The 18213-nt window shown below is 56.0% G+C and carries 18 protein-coding genes; 9 read left to right on the top strand and 9 right to left on the bottom strand.

All coding sequences use genetic code 11. The features are described from left to right. Nucleotides 1-110 precede the first annotated feature (110 nt). A complete protein-coding gene (locus F3J26_RS00790) occupies nt 111-587 on the top strand; it encodes a YlaC family protein (protein ID WP_008460303.1) in 477 nt (158 codons plus the stop codon). A gap of 3 nt (nt 588-590) precedes the next feature. On the opposite strand, the gene ykgO is transcribed toward F3J26_RS00790, so the two are convergent. The 3 genes from ykgO to F3J26_RS00775 form a co-directional block, all read right to left on the bottom strand. Then, a complete protein-coding gene (ykgO, locus tag F3J26_RS00785; RefSeq protein WP_003859006.1) occupies nt 591-731 on the bottom strand; it encodes a type B 50S ribosomal protein L36 in 141 nt (46 codons plus the stop codon). A gap of 3 nt (nt 732-734) precedes the next feature. After that, nucleotides 735-995, bottom strand: a complete 261-nt coding sequence (locus F3J26_RS00780) for a type B 50S ribosomal protein L31 (protein ID WP_008460319.1) — start codon at nt 993-995, stop codon at nt 735-737. A 124-nt stretch (nt 996-1119) separates the two neighbouring features. Then, nucleotides 1120-3024 (bottom strand): methyl-accepting chemotaxis protein, encoded by a 1905-nt coding sequence (locus tag F3J26_RS00775; RefSeq protein WP_166990594.1) that lies wholly within the window; start codon nt 3022-3024, stop codon nt 1120-1122. A gap of 379 nt (nt 3025-3403) precedes the next feature. On the opposite strand from F3J26_RS00775, the gene F3J26_RS00770 reads away from it, so the two are divergent. From F3J26_RS00770 to F3J26_RS00745, 6 genes are all read left to right on the top strand, one after another. Next, a complete protein-coding gene (locus tag F3J26_RS00770; protein WP_166990591.1) occupies nt 3404-4441 on the top strand; it encodes an isopenicillin N synthase family dioxygenase in 1038 nt (345 codons plus the stop codon). A gap of 29 nt (nt 4442-4470) precedes the next feature. Next, entirely contained in the window at nt 4471-5277 is an 807-nt protein-coding gene (locus F3J26_RS00765) for a MetQ/NlpA family ABC transporter substrate-binding protein (protein WP_008460325.1), read from the top strand. After that, entirely contained in the window at nt 5274-6065 is a 792-nt protein-coding gene (locus F3J26_RS00760) for a methionine ABC transporter ATP-binding protein (protein ID WP_008460326.1), read from the top strand. Before F3J26_RS00765 ends, F3J26_RS00760 begins: the two co-directional genes overlap by 4 nt. Beyond that, nucleotides 6062-6721: a methionine ABC transporter permease gene (locus F3J26_RS00755; RefSeq protein ID WP_166864839.1), complete on the top strand. Its 660-nt coding sequence runs from the start codon at nt 6062-6064 to the stop codon at nt 6719-6721. Before F3J26_RS00760 ends, F3J26_RS00755 begins: the two co-directional genes overlap by 4 nt. A 202-nt stretch (nt 6722-6923) precedes the next feature. Then, nucleotides 6924-8174, top strand: coding sequence for an oligosaccharide MFS transporter (locus F3J26_RS00750; RefSeq protein WP_166990588.1), 1251 nt, complete (start codon nt 6924-6926; stop codon nt 8172-8174). Between the two features lie 4 nt (nt 8175-8178). After that, nucleotides 8179-9621: a glycoside hydrolase family 32 protein gene (locus F3J26_RS00745; protein ID WP_166990585.1), complete on the top strand. Its 1443-nt coding sequence runs from the start codon at nt 8179-8181 to the stop codon at nt 9619-9621. Here F3J26_RS00745 and F3J26_RS00740 read toward each other — a convergent pair. Further along, nucleotides 9616-10611 (bottom strand): LacI family DNA-binding transcriptional regulator, encoded by a 996-nt coding sequence (locus F3J26_RS00740; protein WP_166990582.1) that lies wholly within the window; start codon nt 10609-10611, stop codon nt 9616-9618. The genes F3J26_RS00745 and F3J26_RS00740 overlap by 6 nt on opposite strands. Nucleotides 10612-10654: 43 nt before the next feature. Continuing rightward, nucleotides 10655-12055: a PTS transporter subunit EIIC gene (locus F3J26_RS00735; RefSeq protein ID WP_166990579.1), complete on the bottom strand. Its 1401-nt coding sequence runs from the start codon at nt 12053-12055 to the stop codon at nt 10655-10657. A gap of 279 nt (nt 12056-12334) precedes the next feature. On the opposite strand from F3J26_RS00735, the gene F3J26_RS00730 reads away from it, so the two are divergent. Beyond that, on the top strand, nt 12335-13534 hold the full coding sequence (locus F3J26_RS00730; RefSeq protein WP_166990576.1) for an enolase C-terminal domain-like protein: 1200 nt from the start codon (nt 12335-12337) through the stop codon (nt 13532-13534). Here F3J26_RS00730 and F3J26_RS00725 read toward each other — a convergent pair. Beyond that, nucleotides 13531-14244, bottom strand: coding sequence for a GntR family transcriptional regulator (locus F3J26_RS00725; protein ID WP_008460334.1), 714 nt, complete (start codon nt 14242-14244; stop codon nt 13531-13533). The genes F3J26_RS00730 and F3J26_RS00725 overlap by 4 nt on opposite strands. 106 nt (nt 14245-14350) lie before the next feature. Here F3J26_RS00725 and pdeB point away from each other — a divergent pair, with 106 nt between their 5' ends. Then, complete coding sequence (pdeB, locus tag F3J26_RS00720) at nt 14351-15910, top strand: cyclic di-3',5'-guanosine monophosphate phosphodiesterase PdeB (protein ID WP_166990573.1); 1560 nt, start codon at nt 14351-14353, stop codon at nt 15908-15910. Here the strand turns inward: pdeB and F3J26_RS00715 are convergent, their stop codons facing one another. From F3J26_RS00715 to F3J26_RS00705, 3 genes are all read right to left on the bottom strand, one after another. Next, the gene (locus F3J26_RS00715; protein ID WP_166990570.1) at nt 15911-16381 is read right to left on the bottom strand and encodes a 2TM domain-containing protein; all 471 of its coding nucleotides are present in this window, start codon (nt 16379-16381) and stop codon (nt 15911-15913) included. It lies immediately after the preceding gene. A gap of 104 nt (nt 16382-16485) precedes the next feature. Continuing rightward, nucleotides 16486-17244: a molybdate ABC transporter permease subunit gene (locus F3J26_RS00710; protein ID WP_166990567.1), complete on the bottom strand. Its 759-nt coding sequence runs from the start codon at nt 17242-17244 to the stop codon at nt 16486-16488. Then, nucleotides 17241-18173: an extracellular solute-binding protein gene (locus F3J26_RS00705; protein WP_008460339.1), complete on the bottom strand. Its 933-nt coding sequence runs from the start codon at nt 18171-18173 to the stop codon at nt 17241-17243. Before F3J26_RS00705 ends, F3J26_RS00710 begins: the two co-directional genes overlap by 4 nt. Nucleotides 18174-18213: the final 40 nt, after the last annotated feature.

The following is an 18213-nucleotide window of genomic DNA, read 5'->3' as shown; positions in this document are numbered from 1 at the left end:
TAACTGTTATGGTTATTTTTGGCTTATCTGTTACTTTTTTGCCTGGTCCCTGGTTCTTAAAATAGTCTGGCCACGCGTACAACCGAAACAGAGAACTTAGAAGGCACACCATGTCAGAAATTCAGCGCCTGCTTACCAATACCATCGAACATCTGAATGAAACTGAAAAGCGCGATAACCGCCCGCGCTTCAGTATCAGTTTTATCCGCAAGCATCCCGGATTATTTATCGGCATGTATATCGGCTGGTTTGCCACAATGTGGGTAATGCTGGAATCAGAAACCCTGGCGGGCTCAGTATGGCTGCTGGTCGTGCTGTTCGCGCTGATGAACGCGTTTTTCTTCTTTGACGTCAACCCTCGCTACCGCTACAGCGATATTGACGTTCTCGACCTGCGCGTTTGCTATAACGGCGAATGGTACAACACCCGCAACGTGCCCACGGCGCTGATCGATGAAATTCTTAACTCCCCAGGCGTGGATGAAGAGCAAAAATCTTTGTTGCACAAAATGCTCAACCGCAAAGGGGAACTGTCGTTTTATGATGTCTTCTCACTCACCCGCCAGCAACCTGCGGGTGAGCGATAACCGCTAGCGACGTTTCTTCCGTCCCTGCACCGCTTTAAAACGCGGATTAGATTTGCAAATCACATACAGCCGCCCCTTACGCTTCACAATCTGGCAATCGGGGTGGCGCTGTTTTGCACTGCGAAGTGAATTCAATACCTGCATTTCTTAAGACTCCTTCCCGCCAAAGAACTTGCCAAAACGCTGCTGGAAGCGCGCCGGGCCGCCTTCATTGACGAAGACTTTCTGTTTGCCGGTGTAATGAGGATGTGAAGCAGAAGAGACTTCGATCGTCACGTAGGGGTAAGTCACCCCGTCCAGCTCAATCTCGCGGTCGGTTTTGATCGTCGAGCCCACTTTAAAATATTCATTTACGCTGGTGTCGTGAAACACCACGGTCCGGTAAAACGGATGGATATCGCGCTGCATAAAAATTATTCCGATATGTTATAACGTAACAATAAAATAAAAGATGATTGGGCAAATTGCAAGCGGGGTTTCAACGGGAAGGTAGGCCAAAAAGAAACGGGCACCGCCTGGGTGCCCGCTGTGATTAGAGTTTAAATCCGGCGACTACACGCTCAAGCTGAGTGGATTGTTCCGCCATCGAATGCGAGGCGGAAGAGACTTCCTGGACCAGCGCGGCGTTCTGCTGCGTGGTGCTATCCAGCTGATTAATCGCCAGATTCACCTGCTCAATGCCGGTGCTCTGCTCGCGGCTGGAAGACATAATTTCGGCCATCAGCGTCGTCACGTTACGCACGCCCTGAGTCAGCTCTTCCATGGTGCTGCCAGCCTGATTAACCAGCTCAGTCCCCAGATTCACATTGCTCACCGAATTTTCGATCAGCGCTTTAATTTCCCGTGCCGATTGCGCAGAGCGCTGAGCCAGGCTGCGAACCTCAGAAGCCACAACCGCAAAACCTCTGCCCTGCTCACCGGCTCGGGCGGCCTCAACAGCGGCGTTGAGCGCCAGGATATTGGTCTGGAAAGCGATGCTGTCAATCACGCTGATAATATCCACCACTTTGCCGGAAGAAGTCTGAATAGCATTCATCGTGCTGACGACCTGCTTCACCACTTCTCCCCCTTTCACCGCCACGCTGGACGCTTCGCGCGCCAGCTCGTTGGCGTGGGCGGCGTTGTCGGCATTCTGGCGAACGGTGCTGGTCAGCTCCTCCATCGAGGCCGCCGTTTGCTCAATCGAACTGGCCTGATCTTCGGTGCGGGCGGACAGATCCTGGTTGCCCGTCGCAATCTGATGAGAGGCCGAAGAAATGGCCCTGGCGCTATCCCCAACCTGCCGCAGCATGGTTTGCAGGTAACTAATCACGCCGTTAAAACTGTCGATAATGGCGTTAAATTCCGGGCTGCTGGTGGGCTCAAGGCGCTGCGTCAGATCAGCACCACCGGCAGACAGGCGGCTGATGTTGTGGTTAAGATCGCCCAGGCGGCGCATCATGTTGCGAACAAACAGCACCAGGATCCCGAGCAAAACGATCGCCATCGGGATCTGCACCATGCCAAGGCGCAGCAGAATCGCGTCCGTTTGTTTGGTCAGCAGCGCAGTTGGCAGGTCAACCGCCAGAATCCACGGGCTGCCTTTTACCGTCTGTAAAATAACGGTGTGCGAAGTGCCGTCGTTATCGTATTCATTCTCACCGCTCTGGCTGGCATTGAAACCGGGCAACATTCCCTGAACCGCTTTCGCCATTGGCAGCGAGCCGCTCAGCTCAGAAAGATTTTTTAAGCCCGCCGTTTTGCCAATCTGATCCGCGTTGCCGACGACTTTCCCATCGGCTTCGATGATCAGCACCTGGCCTTTCACCGCCTCGCTCATCTGTTTGGCCAGTTGATTAAAGAAGCCCAGCGTCACGTCGATGGTTGCCACGCCCCACGGCTGCCCCTCTTTGGTAATCGCCATGGCGCAGTTCGTTCGCGGCTGCGGGCTGGCGTCATCCTGGTAGGCGTTTGCCCAGGCACATTGCCCTGCCGGAGAAGCCAGCCCGGCTTTGTACCACACCTGCTCGTAGTAGTTAGGCGCGGCATCCGAGTTCCAGTAGGTATTTTCTTCAAGTTTATTGCTGCCGTTGCGGGCAAAGAAAGTGCTGAACTTATTGCGCCCCGCCTCGCGTTTTTCCGGCAGAGGCCAGATGCCGCCGCCAAACACGTTCACATCCTGGTACTGATCCACCAGCGTCGGTAATAACTTATTGATATCATCGCTTTGCATTGCAGCCACGGACTGGGTAATGCTGCGCATCTGCGCCTGTACCCGGTTCATCTGCTCGGTAATATTGACCGCCACGTTATCCACTTCGAAGCGAATCAGCTGGGTTTCGTTGCGCTTCAGCTGCGGCGTCACAAAAAAGTGAATCACCAGCGAAGTGACCGCGATTAACAACATGAAAAACAAACATAAAGAGGTAATAAATCGGGATTGTGTAGTTTTTAGCATGATGAAGACACCTGGGGGTAGAAAGCGAAACGCTTAGCAACCTCTTCGGCATAAAACCCATAAACTTAACTGCCGCCATAACTTAACTGCTCGTTAACTATTTCTAAATGTAATTAAGCCTCAGTGAAATCCATAAGTTACCCCTATTCATTGAAATATTTTGCAATGATTAGACTTTTCTCGTTTCCGCAAATGCTTAGAACCCCACCGGGTCATACCTTAGAAGATAACAATATTGGGCGAGGTTTTTTGATTGCGGCAAGGTAAGCGCTAACGCTACCCGACCGTATCCAGAAGGACATTGCCATGATGCTGTGCCGCTGTTGTGCCGAACTCAACCCGACCGCCTTTTCTAAGACTTTATTGACCGGAGTAAACTATGAGCACCAATCCAGGCCTGGCACTGCCGATTCTTGACCTTTCCCAGCTGAGCGGCAGTGAAACTGACCGTTCAGCCTTCCTCAGCCAGCTGCGCTACGCCGCGCGAGAAATTGGCTTTTTCTACCTGATCAACCACGGTATCAGCCCTGACCTGCAGCAGGCGGTCCAGGACGAAGCCCGCAGCTTCTTTGCCCTCCCCGACGATGAAAAACAGCAGGTGGCGATGATCCATTCGCCGCATTTCCGTGGCTACAACCGCGCCGCCAGCGAACTTACCCGCGGCCAGCCCGACTGGCGCGAACAGTTTGACCTCGGCGCAGAACGCCAGGCATCGCCGCCGGATGAATATGCCCCGGCGTGGCGTCGCTTGCAGGGGCCAAACCTCTGGCCGACCGCCAGGCCAGAACTCAAGCCCACGCTTTTACGGTGGCAAAGCGAAATGACCGCGGTAGCGTTAAAACTGCTGCGCACCTTTGCCGAAGCCCTTAGCCTGCCGGCCGATGCCTTTGACGACCTTTACGGCAACCTGCCCAACGAACACATCAAACTGATTCGCTATCCTGGGCAGTCTGCCACGCAGAGCAGCCAGGGCGTGGGCGCTCATAAAGACTCCGGCTTCCTGAGCTTCCTGCTGCAGGACGAGAAAAAAGGCCTGCAGGTCGAAGTCTCGCCGGACAACTGGGTCGATGCCCAGCCGCTGCCGGGCAGCTTTGTGGTCAATATTGGCGAACTGCTGGAGCTGGCCACCAACGGCTACCTGCGCGCTACCGTTCACCGCGTAGTTTCTCCTCCTCAGGATGAAGAACGCCTGTCCATCGCCTTCTTCCTCGGCGCACAGCTCAACGCCGTGGTGCCGGTTTATCAGCTCCCGGAATCGCTGGCCCGCGAAGCCCTGGGGCCAGAAAGCGACCCGCAAAACCCGCTGCTGCGCGACGTGGGCTGGAACTATCTGAAAGGCCGCCTGCGCTCACACCCTGACGTGGCGGAGCGTTATTACCCGGATGTCCTTCGTAACAGCAGTGAACTGATCGCTTAATAACACATTAAAACAAAAGGAAAATAATGATGAAAAAGACCGCTTTTAAATTGGCTGGCGTTGCGCTGTCACTGTCTCTGGCTTTCGCGGCACAGGCCGCAGATGCGCTGCGCGTCGCGGCAGATCCGGTCCCGCATGCGGAAATCCTCGCCTTTGTGCAAAAACTCGACCCTAATCTCAAGCTGAAGGTCGTCGAACTGAGCAACGGCGTTAACGCCAACGAACTGCTGGCGAACGGCGACGTCGATGCCAACTACTTCCAGCATGTGCCTTATCTACGTGACCAGGAGAAAGCGCTCGGCAAGAAATTTGTCGTTGCCGCCACGGTACATATCGAACCGCTGGGCATCTACTCGCACAAATACAAAGACCTGAAATCCATCCCGGAAGGCACAACCATCGCGGTACCGAACAACGTCACCAACCTCAGTCGTGCCCTTTACCTGCTCCAGGACAAAGGCCTGATCACCCTCAAACCGGAATTTAAGGACGCCGCCACCAACCAGGCAACGCCCAAAGACATTGCCAGCAACCCGAAGAAGCTGAAAATCCTGGAAGTTGAATCCCCGCAGATTCCCCGTTCGCTGGATGACGTAGGCCTGGGCGTGATCAACGGCAACTATGCGCTGGAAGCCGGACTCAGCCCGGCCAAAGACTCCCTTGGCCTGGAAAGCGCCACCCATAACCCTTACGCCAACATTCTGGTCACCAACCCGAATCTGGAAAACGACCCACGCATCAAACAGCTGGCGAAAGATCTTGAATCCCCTCAGGTGGCCGAGTTCATTCGCAAGCAGTACAACGGCTCGGTGATCCCGGTAGAGACTAAGTCATGATCGCTCTTGAGCGGCTGAGCAAAGTGTACGCCGGAGAAGGCCGACCGGCGCTGGATGACATTAACCTTGTGGTCCCGGATGGCGCTATTTACGGCATTCTGGGCCGCAGCGGCGCCGGGAAAAGTACGCTTATTCGCTGTCTCAATCTGCTGGAGCGGCCCACCTCGGGCCGCATTATCATGAATGACCGGGACATCACCACTTTTAACCAGCGCGAGCTGCGCCAGCACCGCCAGCGCACCGGCATGGTGTTCCAGCATTTCAACCTGATTCACGCCCGCAGCGTGGAGGACAACGTTGCCGTGCCGCTGGAAATCTCCGGCACACCGCGTGAGGCTCGCCAAAAGCGCGTTGCCGAGCTGCTGAATCTTGTGGGCCTGAGCGACAAAGCCAAAGCCTTTCCGTCCCAGCTTTCCGGCGGGCAAAAACAGCGCGTTGGCATTGCCCGGGCGCTGGCCGCCCACCCGGAAATCCTGCTCTGCGATGAGGCCACCAGCGCGCTGGATCCTGACACGACCGCGTCAATTCTCGCCCTGCTGGCGGACATCAACCGCCAGCTTGGGCTGACGATCGTACTGATCACCCATCAACTGGAAGTCGTCAAAGCCATCTGCGATCACGCGGCGCTGCTGGAGCACGGCCAATTAATCGAAAGCGGCCCGCTGTCTGAACGATTAGTCGACCCGTTCTCCAGGTTACGCACCTCGCTGCTGCACGACGCAGAGGCCGAACGCGAGTTCTTACGCCGCCACGGCGTGGAAGGGAGAGTCTTATGCGAAGTAGCATGAGTTGGGAAGATCTTTGGCCGCTCCTGCTGGACGGCACCCTCGACACGCTTTACATGGTGGGCCTGGCCGGGCTGTTTACCGTACTGATTGGGCTGCCGCTCGGCGTCCTGCTGTTCCTGACTCGCCGGGATGCAGTATTGCCCGCGCCCCGCCTGAATCAGGTACTCGGCAGCATCATTAACGTGGGGCGCTCGTTGCCGTTTATTGTCCTGCTTATCGCGCTGATCCCGCTGACCCGCATTATCGTCGGCACCACGCTCGGCAGCACTGCCGCTGTGGTGCCCATCACCATCGGCGCCTTCCCCTTCTTCGCCCGCGTGGTCGAAAGCGCGCTGGATGAGGTAGACAAAGGCCGGATTGAAGCCATTCTGTCGATGGGCGGCAACGCCTGGCATGTGGTGAGTAAAGTGCTGCTGCCCGAGGCGCTCCCTGCCATTCTGGCGGGCATCACGCTGACAATAGTGATGCTGATCGGCTTCTCTTCAATGGCCGGTGTTATCGGCGGCGGCGGTCTGGGCGACCTGGCGATTCGCTACGGCTACCAGCGCTTTAACAACCAGGTCATGGTCGGAACCGTCATCATCCTGATTGTAATGGTGCATCTGGTGCAAAGCCTCGGCGATCATTTAGTTCGGCGCCTGGCCCATCGCCGCTGATCCGCCCTGATGAACGCCCGATGCTCTGCATCGGGCCTCCCTCTAATTTCCCTCTTTCGCTGATGATCCAATCTGGATCACAAAACCACATTGTTAACGTTAACTATTGCGATTAACATCACATTTATGAAGCTTACGCTCTTCTCCCAGCCAAAAGTTAACGTTAACAATACAGTCATTCAAGCATTCAGAGACTGCACACATGGCACTGACCAAACGCAATAAACACCACTATCTGATCCTGAGCGGGCTGCTGTTTACCTTTTTCTGGACCTGGTCATCGGCGTTTTCACTGATCGCCCTCTGGCTGAACCAGAAAATCGGCCTGAAAGGAGCGGAAACCGGGCTGATCTTCTCCATCATCGCCTTTACCGCCCTGTGTGCCCAGCCGCTGTACGGCTTTGTTCAGGACAAACTGGGGCTTCGTAAATCGCTGCTGTGGGTGATAGGCGTCCTGCTTCTGATAAGCGGGCCCTGGTTTATCTTCGTCTGCACGCCCTTGCTCCAGATAAATATTGTCGCAGGTGCTATCAGCGTCGGGCTTTATGTCGGGGCAACCTTCTTCGCCGGGATTGGTGCGCTGGAGTCCTATACCGAGCGCGTCAGCCGCATCGTTGGCTTTGAATACGGCAAGTCACGCATGTGGGGCTCTTTAGGCTGGGCTGGCGCTACATTTTTTGCCGGGCTGCTCTTTAATCTCGATCCGCAGCTGAATTTTTGGATGGGTAGCGCCTCTGCCTGCCTGTTTCTGCTGTTGCTGTGGCGCATGCGCGATATGCAACCTAACGCCCTCAGCGAACTGGAATACGGCAAAGCCAGCGCCCTGACGCTGACCGATGCCTTCGGGCTGCTGAAGCTCTCTCGCTTCTGGGCGCTGGTCCTTTTCGTTTGCGGCGTCAGCGTCTACAACGTATACGATCAGCAGTTCCCGGTTTATTTCGCCTCGCTGTTCAACGACGTACAGCGCGGCAACGAAATGTTTGGTTTTCTCAACTCTTTCCAGGTCTTTCTGGAAGCGGGCGGAATGTTTCTCGCCCCAATGCTGGTTAACCGCATCGGGGCCAAACGCGGGTTGCTGCTCAGCGGCCTGATCATGGCGATGCGTATTTTTGGCTCCGGGATGGCAAGCGATCCGCTGACCATCTCCTGCATGAAGCTATTGCACGCCGTTGAGCTTCCTATCCTGCTTATTTCAATGTTTAAGTACATCACCACGCAGTTCGATCAGCGACTCTCCGCCACGCTGTATCTGGTGGGCTTCCAGTTTATAACGTCAATCTGTGCCACCGTACTTTCTCCACTGGTGGGGCGCGGCTACGACCAGCTAGGCTTCGCGGACACCTACATGATTCTGGCCGGACTGGTTCTGGCACTCACGCTGATATCCGCTTTTCTGCTCAAAGACTCAACCCCCGGGAACGAACATCCTTCTTTAAATCTGACCACCAGGTAATGCTATGAATACCCCACTGAACAAGGCGCAATCCGCCTTAGAAACTCTGCAAACAGCGCGCGGCAACGCCTTTTATCCGCTCTATCATCTGGCCCCACCCGCGGGCTGGATGAACGATCCTAACGGCCTGATTTATCACAATGGGCTTTACCACGCCTTCTATCAGCACCACCCGTTCGATCAAAACTGGGGGCCAATGCATTGGGGGCATGCCACCAGCCGGGATATGGTTCGCTGGGAACATCAGCCCATTGCGCTGGCGCCGGGGGACGAATGGGATCGCGATGGCTGCTTCTCCGGCAGCGCGGTGGACGATAACGGCGTGCTCTCGCTGATTTACACCGGGCATATCTGGCTGGAAGGTGCGGGCAATGACAGCGCTATACGCCAGGTGCAATGCCTCGCCACCAGCGAAGACGGGGTTCACTTTAAGAAACAAGGCGTCATTCTCACCCCACCGCCCGGCATCATGCATTTCCGCGATCCGAAGGTATGGCAACAGGAGGGCACCTGGTGGATGGTCATTGGTGCCCGGGACGAGCACGATCGAGGCAAAGTATTACTTTATCGAGGCAATTCACTTCGTGAGTGGCAGTTAGATCGCATTCTCGCAGAAGCCAACGCGGATATGGGTTATATGTGGGAATGCCCGGATTTCTTTCCGCTCGGAAACAGCCAGATCCTGATGTTTTCCCCGCAGGGCATCAAGGCTAAAGGCCTGGCTTATCAGAACCTGTTCCAGAGCGGCTATTTACGTGGGCGATGGCAACCGGGGAAAGGCTTCACCGTTTATCAGCCGTTTGAAGAGATGGATCACGGCCACGATTTTTACGCCCCGCAGTCCTTTGTCGCCGAAGATGGCCGCCGCATCGTGCTGGGATGGATGGACATGTGGGAATCTCCCATGCCTTCTAAACGCGAAGGCTGGGCGGGTTGCCTTACCGTGCCGCGCGAGCTGTGCGTGATGCCAAACGGCAAACTCTACCAAAATCCGGTTCACGAACTGGCAACGCTCCGCACCGGGGAGCAATTAGTGCTACCCTGCGTGCTGGACACGCAAGAGCTGATGCTGCACCCGAATGCAGAAGCCGTGGAGTTAGAGATAGCCTGGGAAGCCGGGCAAAGCACGGCTGAACGCTACGGTATTCGCCTTGGACAGGGTTGTGAGCTGTTTGTCGATGCGTTGACGCAGCGTCTGGTGCTGTCACGCGGCTATCAGGACGCGCAATTGGACGGCAATCGCAGCGTGCCGTTATCGGAAAAAGGCGACCTGCATCTGCGGATTTTTATCGATCGCTCTTCCATCGAAGTCTTTGTTAACCAAGGCGAATATTGTCTCAGCAGCCGCCTCTACCCGCAGCCTGGGGAACGTCAACTGGAACTGTTTGCCAGCCACGGGAAAGCCTTATGCCGGGGCGGCACGCTGTGGCAATTGAACGCGCTATAGCGAAACGCGCTTGACCAGCGGGCAAGGCAGCCGCTGGATGCCGCTGCGGGTCAACCCGTCAATTAAATGCAATGCCGCCTGGCGACCAATCGCGTCATGCGGCAACTGAACCGTCGTCAGCGGCGGAAGGAACAAATCACCGATCCCTATCTGATTATCGAATCCAAGCACAGCCACCTGCTCAGGAATTGCCACGCCCTGCGCCAACAGCGTCTGCCAGGCCACAAAAGCGATGCGGTCATTACCGCACACCAGCACATCGAAATCCGCTTTTCCCTGCTGGCAATGTGCCAGAACAAGCCCAGCCAATTCAGGATAATGGCTATCGCCCCACTGCATGTGATACTGCATCACAGTCTCAACGTCGAGCCCGGCTTCGCGCCAGGCCTGCTCAAATCCATCCTGACGAGAACGGCTGGCAAGCGCTTCTTCGGGCAGCCACAGGCAAAGCGGACGGCGGTATCCCCGCTCAATCAGATGGCGAGTGGCCTGGTACTGCCCGTTAAAATCATCCGGAATGTAACTCGGTAAATCAGCCTCGTCACTAATACAGTTGGCCAGCACCACCCGGTGGTTTTTTAGTACCGCAGGGAGCTCAACGTGCCGCAGCCCCATCGAGGTAAAAATGATGCCGTCCGGCCGCTGGGCCAGGAGTTGATTCACTGCCCGCTCGGCGTCGTTAGCAGAAAGAATATTAATGAGAAAACTGTTCCAGCCTCGCTCACGTGCAGTCTGCTCAATGGCCAACAGTATTTCTACAGAATAGGGCGTGGTGGCGGTGTCCAGCGCCAGAATACCGATTGTCGATGCTTTAACGCCTTTGCTTCGAATCTTCCTGGCGGAATAGTCCGGCACATAATTCAGCTCATCAATGGCCCGCTGTACCCGCTCCCGGGTCGCCGGGCTAACGTGTTCAGCCTGATTAATGACCCTGGAAACGGTCATCAGCGACACGCCCGCCAGGGTTGCAACATCTTTCAGAGAAGCCATATCCAATCATTCAGCACGAGAGAAAAACCGATAGTAGCGGTTTTTACACGCTTTTTCTCGACGAGAATGCGTTTGTCTCTTTCTCACGCACCAGCACGGTGGTCAGCGCGAAAGAAAGTCCCAGCGCCAGCGCCACGCCCAGCAGGGCAAAGATAAAGTACGGCCCAATATAAGCGGGCAGACTAAAAATGCTCGACAGAATATAGCCGTACAGCCGCACGCCGAAGAACGCGATGAAGGCCGACGCAATCGAACTGGCAACCGTGGCAGCAATAAACGCTTTCTTGTAGCGGGTTAACACGCCAAACAGCGCCGGTTCGGTAATCCCCAGCAGCGCGGAGATCCCGGCAGAGAGCACCACCGAACGATCCGCCTTCGACTTGCTCTGCCGCCAGATGGCAAACGTCGCCCCGGCGATAGCCATGTTGGCCATAAACATCATCGGCATCAGCATGTCATAGCCGCGATCGGTAAAGTTCTGCAGCGCAATCGGCGTCATGGCGTGGTGCATTCCGGTCAGAATCGCTATCGGGCGAATTGCGCCCACCACCAGCCCGGCGAAGCTCGCGGAAATCCCGAACAGCCCTTCAATAAACCAGGCCAGCCCTTTCCCCAGATAAATCCCCAGCGGGCCGATCACCACCAGCGCCACCAGCGCGGAGATGAATAACGTCAGTGTCGGGGTGAACACCGTTTTCAGCACGTCAGGCATGATGCTGTCCACCCAGCGGTGGATGTAGCTCAGCGCCAGCACCGAGAAAATAACCGGGATCACGCTGGAGGCGTAGTTAAACACCGAAACCGGGATCGCATTCAGAAAATAGAAAGCATCCACCGCGCCCGCCTGATGCGCGGCCAGCGCTTTCGCCGCCTCAATCAGCGACGGATACATGAAGCAGGCCGCCACCGCCGCCGCGAGGTATTCGTTAGTTTTAAACATTCTTGCCGCGGAGATCGCGAGGAAAAACGGCAGGAAATAAAACACGCCGCTGGCGATGAGATCGATAACGATCACCGTATCGCTTTTGGCCGAAATCAGCTTGAGCGCCACCAGCCCGGCCAGCAGGCCTTTGATCATCCCCGCCCCGGCTATTGCCGGGACAATCGGGCCAAAAACGCCGGAAACCGTGTCCATAAACAGCGACACCAGGCTCTTACGCTCTTTCTTGCCAGTAGAAGCGGCAGGTGCCTCTTTTGCGCCGCCAAGCAGCGCAGTCAGTTGCTCATACCAGCTGTTCACCTGCGGGCCGATGATTATCTGAAACTGATCGCTTTGTGTCTGCGCGCCCAGCACGCCGGGCAGCTTTTTGATCTCCGCCTGGTTCACTTTATTATCATCAATTAAATCGAAACGCAGACGCGTCATGCAGTGCCAGACTTTATTAATATTATCCGTCCCGCCGACCAGACGAATAATAGAAGCAATGACGTCACGACTCCCCATGAATAATTCCCCGGTGTTAGTTTATTGTTATGTGTTGCTGCGCCGATGGTAGAGAATCGAAAAATCAAAAACAAACCAATGAAACATGACAATCGTCACAAATAGCCAAAACAAAAGAACAACAACAGCAATTGGTACGGTTTTATGGCCTTTAAAAGTGAAATAACTGACCAATAAAAAAGAGTCAAAAAAGCGTTTACCCGAAGAGAAAAATAGGGTGATAGTAAGAGCAGAACTTAATTCACTGTGTTTATCTCAGCCTGACGGTGGAGCTTTCTCGTGCTACCCACAATTATCGAAAATATTGAATGTTTTATTACTAAACCGGACCGGCACAACCTGGTCACGGTCCGCGTCACCACTCACAAAGGCGTCACCGGCCTCGGCTGCGCCACCTTCCAGCAGCGGCCGCTGGCGGTAAAAACCCTGGTCGATGAATACCTCAAGCCGCTGTTAATTGGCCGCGACGCCAACCACATTGAAGACCTGTGGCAGATGATGACCGTCAACGCCTACTGGCGAAACGGCCCGGTCATGAACAACGCCATCGCCGGCGTGGATATGGCGCTGTGGGACATCAAAGGCCAGTTGGCGAATATGCCGCTTTACCAGCTTTTGGGCGGCAAATCGAAGGATGCCATCGCCGTTTACAGCCACGCCGCCAGTGAAACGCTTGCAGGGCTTTATCAGGAAGTGGATAAGCTGCTGGCGCAAGGATACCGCTACATCCGCTGCCAGCTGGGGTTCTATGGCGGCACGCCTCAGAGTATGCACCAGACCAAAGATCCCACGCCCGGCGCGTATTACGACCAGGACGAATACATGGCTAACACGGTGGAAATGTTCCGCGCATTGCGTGAGAAATACGGCCACCGCTTCCATATCCTGCACGACGTTCACGAGCGGTTATTCCCCCAGCAGGCCATTCAACTGGCGAAAGCGCTGGAGCCTTACCAGCCGTGGTTTATCGAAGATATTCTGCCGCCGCAGCAAAGCGCGTGGCTGGAACAGGTGCGCCAGCACTCCTCCGTGCCGCTGGCGATGGGCGAACTGTTCAACAACCCGGCGGAATGGCATGACCTGATCGTGAACCGCCGCATCGATTTTATTCGCTGCCACGTTTCGCAGATCGGCGGGATCACCCCGGCGCTAAAACTGGCGGTGCTCTGCCAGGCCTTTGGCGTGCGCCTCGCCTGGCACGGGCCACCGGACATGACGCCGATTGCGGTTGCGGTGAATACGCACCTGAACATTCACCTGCATAACGCGGCGATTCAGGAGTTTATTCCCGTCAAAGAGAACACCGCCGCCGTCTTCCCCGGCGCCCCGGCTGCGGAAAAAGGCTATATGTATCCGCTGGAAAAATCGGGCATTGGCGTGGGGTTTGACCAGCAGCAGGCTGAACGCTTCCCGGTGGAATATCGCCCGCACGAATGGACGCAAAGCCGCCTGCCCAACGGCGCGATCCACACGCCTTAAGACGTTTTACGGCGGGCGAGATTAGCGTGGTTGAAGGGGATAACGTAGGTGCAGGAATAGTTGATATCGACGATATCACTGATCTCAAACACCCGTCCCCCTTCCAGAATGCCGCGATTACTGATTTGCATCGCGGGCTGGCCCTTCTTGCATTCGAGCAGCTGGGCCTGTTCTTTATTGACCGCAACGGCCTGGTAGCGGGTCAGTAAATGCGAAATACGAAACCCCTTGCTCAGGACATATTGCTGTAAAGAGCTTTCTATCGCCTTCTGGTTGAGGTCGGGGAAATCTTTAGCCGGCAGGCGCGACGTTTCAATCTGTACTTTCTGGCCATCCACCAGGCGCAGGCGGCAAAACTGCCAGATAAACTCCCCGGCGCCAAGGCCAAAAACCTGCTGTTCGTCGCGGTCGGGCAGCTTTTTATGCAGGCTAATCAGCCGAAACGTAATGCGGTCGAAAGACTTTTCGGTAATCGAGTTATACACCAGCGGACTGCTGCGGGCCTGCTCGTTAATCCAGATCCCGGACCCTTGAATAATGGAAACCACGCCAATGCTGACCAGTTTTTCCAGCGCCTGTCGAATGGTAAAGCGAGAAACCCCATATTCTTCAGCCAGCTGCCGCTCAGGCGGCAATTTGCGTGGACCAGGCTCGCTGTGCTGATAAATTTTGCTCAGTAAATCCTGGGTCACAAAGTCTTTCTTTTTCATCGCGGGCTCCTAACCTTTGCGCTGAAACATAACATTCCTGTGCCCGGTGAACTATGCTGGCAGGTAAATTATCCCTGACATTTACCCCTTACGCCGGAACCCACTTATGACAAGCCAAAAAAGGGTCACCCTCGTCAATGGCGTACTGATCGTGGCAGTGCTGCTGCCCATCTTGCTTAGCATTTATCTGGCCCATAACAAAGCCGAGAAAAACTTCCATAACGAGCTTGAAAATTACGCCGATCGTGGGATGGTCCGCAGCGACAAAGTTTTTAGCCAGGCCAACATGGCACTCAGGCAAATCAACGCTTTTCGCGGCCAGCACTGCTCTGCCAGCCATCTGGATGCCATGCGCCGCGTCGCTTTTGATTATCTCTACATCCAGGAAGTCGTCTATCTCGTCGGCGACCGGGCCGTATGCTCTTCCCTTGAAGCAGCACACCATGGCATTAAGCTTGGCCCACCCGATACGCAAAGCACACGGGGCTTCTTCGCCTGGTACACCGACGTCACCGATCTGGGTTTTCAGCGCCCAATGATATACATCGGTAACCAGGATCATGTGGTGGTTATCGATCCGCAGGCCTTCATTGACGTCATTCCTCTTGGCAATACGCCGGTCAACGTTGCCCTGGTTGGCCTGGCGCGTAATCGACTGATTGCCAGTAACGCCGGGTTGCCCAACAACAGCTGGGAAAGTCAGGTAGCAAAGGGCGTGACAACTTACTCCGACGGGAAAAACGACTATGTCATTCTCCGCTCTCCGGCGTCCGGGTTGGCCCTGATAACCTGGGCGTCCAGTGCTCCGCTGCAAACGGCCTGGTATAAGCAACTGGTCATCTGGCTGCCAATAGGTATTCTCGTTAGCCTTAGCGCAGGCTGGTTCATCACTCGCCTGCTGCGCCGTCTTGAATCCCCGCAGGCGCGTATTCAGGACGCCATCAGAGGCCGGGAATTTAGCCTCGAATATCAGCCCATCGTTGATTTAAAAACCGGTGAAGGCGTAGGTGCAGAAGCGCTGCTTCGCTGGCGCTTACCGGACGGGAGTTTCATCAGCCCGGACATCTTCATTCCCATTGCCGAGCAGACCGGGCTTATTTCGCAGATCACCGATCTGGTGATTAAAAAGACTTTCGCCGATCTCGGTGACTGGCTGCACGCCCACCCTCGGCACCATATTTCAATCAATCTCTCCCCGAGCGACGTGCTTAACGACAGGGTGCTGCTGGCCATCAGGCCGCTGCTGCTGAAGTATCAGGTCAAAGCGGAACAAATAGCGCTGGAGATTACCGAGCGAGGCTTTGCCAACCCTAAGGTGAGCGCCCCGATTGTGGCGAAATACCGCGAAGCGGGTCATCCTATCTATCTGGATGACTTTGGCACCGGCTATTCCAGCCTAAGCTACCTGCAGGATCTCGACGTCGATATCCTGAAAATAGACAAATCGTTCGTTGACGCGCTGGAGTACAAAAACGTCACGCCGTACATCATTGAAATGGCGAAAACGCTTCATCTGGCAACGCTCGCCGAAGGGATTGAAACGGCTGCGCAGGCGGCGTGGCTGCGGGAACACGGCGTCGCCTGGGGGCAGGGCTGGCTTTACAGCAAAGCCCTGCCGAAACAGGCTTTTATCGACTGGATTGCCCGCAACCGCATTGTGAACTGATCACTTCCGCAACAGCTGCTGGAGGCGCTGCTGCTGGCGTTTCTCCAGCCAGCCCTTCAGCAGGAACAGGCGGAGGCCGCCCATCACCAGCAGCGCGCCCCAAATCAGCGTTGCCCACTGGAACCAATAGTGGCCCGGCGAAGTCAGCCAGTTAATAACGGCCAGGCCGGTACACACAATCGCCCACACCAGCACCGAACGGTAGAAGCGATACTCGCGGGCCACGCGGCGCTTAGCTTCAAGAATGCGCGTATTGAGCGCATCCTCTGGCTCGCAGTCCGGCTCATTACCGTCGTACAAATCCGTCACTTTAAGATCGAACGCCGCTGCAATCGCGCTCATGGTTTCCAGGCTCGCCTGCCCACCATTTTCAATGCGCTGAATGGTTCTGACGCTCAGGGAAGAGAGTTCGGCCAGCTGCTCCTGGGACCAGGCGCGGGACAAACGCAACGCTTTAATGTTGTTACTCATGGCTGGAGATCCTCAAATGATTTAACCCGCCCTGACTATGGCTCAGCCCGCGCCACTTCAACACGACAGCGACACGACATCAACCCGACGGCAACCTGACAGCCCTAATGCGCCGCTTTTCGCCGGGCAAAAGCAAAGCAGATAATCGGCAGAGGCAAAGTGAACAGCAGCAGCAGCCATACTAAAGTATAAACCGCATCCACGCCGTCGTTTTGCAGATTGGTATACAGCTTGACGGGGATCCCCTGAGGGAAATAGGCAAAAATCATCACGATGCCAAATTCACCGATGGCCCGAACCCAGGCCACGGCAAGCGCCGACGCAAGTCCCGGCGCGGATATCGGCAAAGCAAGGCGCAGGAAGCGCTGCCAGGGCGAGGCCCCGAGCGTGCGCCCGGCTTCAAGGATCTCTTTCGGCACCGCGGCAAACGCGGAACGGGCGGCGGTAATAAAGTAAGGCAGCGCGCCGTAAACCTGAGCCAGCACGAAAGCCCCGGGGTTATTCACCAGCGTCAGCCCGAAGCGGGACAGCCACTCCCCCGCCGGGCTATACGGCCCCCAGGCGGAAATCAGCAAAATCCCCATCGCCAGCGGCGGCGTAAGCAGGGGAAGCAGCACCAGTGCCTCAACCAGCAGTCGACGCCGGCCTTTGGCCCAGGCCAGCCACCATGCCACCGGCAGCCCCAGCGCGACAACAATCATCAGCGCCAGGCCGCCCAGCCCAAGGGAAACGGCAATCGCGCTACCGTCTCCCCAGGCCAAATGAAACCCGTGCCACGGCGTGACGCCCAGCAAAGTCGCAAACGGAATCGCCAGCAGAAGCAGTGCCGGGAGCGACAGCCACATTGCCGGGCTACGCATCATTGCGCGTAAATCGCCTGGCCTTTAGGTGCCGCATAGCCATTCGCTTTAAACAGCTTCTGGCCTTCGGCGCTGCGCATAAAGTCGATAAACTTCTGCCCCTGCGGCACGCCGTTCGGGGCGTTTTTCAGCACGGCAGCGTAATAGACCAGCGGCTGGGTATGCAGCACCTGATCTTTCCCGGCGCTGTCCTTGATGGTGAAGCTCACGGTGTCGTACCACTGTTTGGCTTCATCAGGGTTGCTGAGGTTGATCTCATCCGGCAGCGCGATGTACGGCAGTTTGGCGGAAATCACTTCGCTTTCGTACCCGGCGGCGGCGTCAACCTGCCCGCTCTCCAGCCGCGTCAGCAGGCCACCTTCCAGGCTGACCTGGGCAGGGTTTTGTACTTCCCCCATCACCTGCTTCGCCACGCCCGGCTGCTGGTAATATTTTTCCGCCAGCAGCAGCGTAAAGACAATATTCTGCCCTTTAGGATCGTTATACGGATCGGTACGGCCAAACTTCAGCCCCGGCGTCGCCAGCACTTTCAGCCAGCTGGCGTCTTTTCCGTTCGCGGCGGCAAACTGCGGCGCGTATTTTCCTTTCGGGCTATAGGCGATAACCATGCTGGTGCTGGCCACCGGCACGGCATCGTCAATCAGCCCGGCATCTTTCAGGATTTGCATAGGGCCAGGGGTGATGGAGACAAACACATCGGCGGTAATTTTCTTGCTGGCGAGCAGCCGCGCCATTCCGTAAGCGCCTTGCCCCTGCCCCTGGTAATCACCGTGGTTTTCTTTCGCGAAGGCCGGACCGAGGGACTGGTCCATGACCTTGCCCATCGAACCTGCATAGGTGACGCGAATATCGGCAGAAGCCAGCGCCGAAGCGCTGAAAAGAAGTGAGCAAAGCGCCAGTGCGCCCGCGCTGCGTGCTGAAGTCAAAGCCATAGCATCCTCGTTATATATAAAAATACACAGCGATTATCCG

It is taken from the genome of Enterobacter sp. Ap-867 (assembly GCF_011752855.1).
Taxonomy (GTDB): Bacteria; Pseudomonadota; Gammaproteobacteria; order Enterobacterales; family Enterobacteriaceae; genus Cedecea.
Note: the sequence above shows the minus strand (reverse complement) of the source record. Positions and strands in the feature narration are given on the sequence as shown.